The 1,232-nt window shown below is 75.3% G+C and carries 1 protein-coding gene and 1 pseudogene; one reads left to right on the forward strand and one right to left on the reverse strand.

What is annotated here, in order from left to right; genetic code table 11:
* Positions 1-702, forward strand: a pseudogene (locus MTQ10_RS30590) (serine/threonine protein kinase); the annotation flags it as partial.
* Positions 703-724: 22 nt separating this feature from the next.
* On the opposite strand, the gene MTQ10_RS30595 reads toward MTQ10_RS30590, so the two are convergent.
* On the reverse strand, positions 725-1,232 hold a 508-nt coding region (locus MTQ10_RS30595; RefSeq protein WP_247474021.1), incomplete at its 5' end, for an SLATT domain-containing protein.

Below are 1,232 nucleotides of genomic sequence, written 5' to 3' on the forward strand. Positions count from 1 at the left end.
GGGTGGTACGGCTGCGGCGCGGCCCCCGCCCCGCAGCCGTACCACCCCGGCTCCACCCCGCCGTACGGCGCGCCGCCGGTCGGGGCGGGCGCGTATCCGCCCGGCGATCACGGGACACCGCCCCGCCGCAACGGCCGTACGACCGTGCTGCTCGTGCTGATCGCGCTGGTCGTTGCGGTGGCCGCGGGCGGCACGGTGTACGCGCTGCTCAACGGGGGCGGCGACGACGAGGCGCGTCCGGCGCCGACGACCTCGCAGCCCGCGCCGACCGGTGCCGGCGACCCGTCCCGGGAACCGGAGCCGTCCCCGTCCCTGTCGGACGGTTCCGCGTCACCCCGGGCGACCGGGGCGGTGCCGGACGCCTACCTGGGCACATGGACGGCGACGATCGACAACGCGAGCGGGGTGAACACCCGCCGGCTCACGATCGAGCAGGGCGAGGTGGGCGACACCGTACTGACGCTCGTCGCGGACGGGCCGACCGACGCGGGCACCTACCACTGTGTCTTCGAGGCGAACCTCACCGCGCGGCCGTCGGCGTCCGGCCCGCTACAGATCGGCCCGTCGAGGGTGGTCTCGGGCGCCCCGCGCTCGTCCTGCTCCCCGGGCGCCGCCACCCGCGTCACGCTGCTGCCGGACGGCACGCTGGAACGCGTCAGCACGGGCACGGGGGAGAAGCTGACGTACAGGAAGGAAGGGTGAGCCGGCCGAAGGCGCGGTCCCCTCACCGCGGCTCCGGCGGCCTCTGCCGGGGCATGTTCGGGCGGGCGCCGTTCGGCGGTACGGAGAACCGTCCGCCGCCGCTGCTCGGCTCCGGCCCGCGCACCAGCGCGGCGGAGGACACCGCCGACTGGATGCCCATAGGCGCGTTCCCGGTGCGGAACTCCACCATCCAGTCCGCCGTCTCCGTGCGGACCAGCTCCGTGACGTCCTCCGAGAAGCGGCGCAGCACCCCCAGGCACCGCTCGGCCGCCTCGCTCGCGGTGCCCTCCGCCGGGCCGAGCACCTCCCGCACGCTCTCCGACGCCCAGTCGAACTGGAGCGTCTGGAGTCTGCGCTGCACGGCCTGAGCGGTGGCGACGTCCCTTATCCATCCGCTGGTCACCCCGAAGAACCGGTCCACGCCCACGCACGACACCGCCAGCAGCAGCGCCAGATACCCCCAGGGCGCCACCCCGCCGACCACCCCGGTCAGATCCAGCGCGACCACCCGCCGCCCGATCAGGATGTCC

Origin of the sequence: Streptomyces sp. XM83C (genome assembly GCF_023072675.1) — a bacterium.
Classification (GTDB): domain Bacteria; phylum Actinomycetota; class Actinomycetes; order Streptomycetales; family Streptomycetaceae; genus Streptomyces; species Streptomyces thermocoprophilus.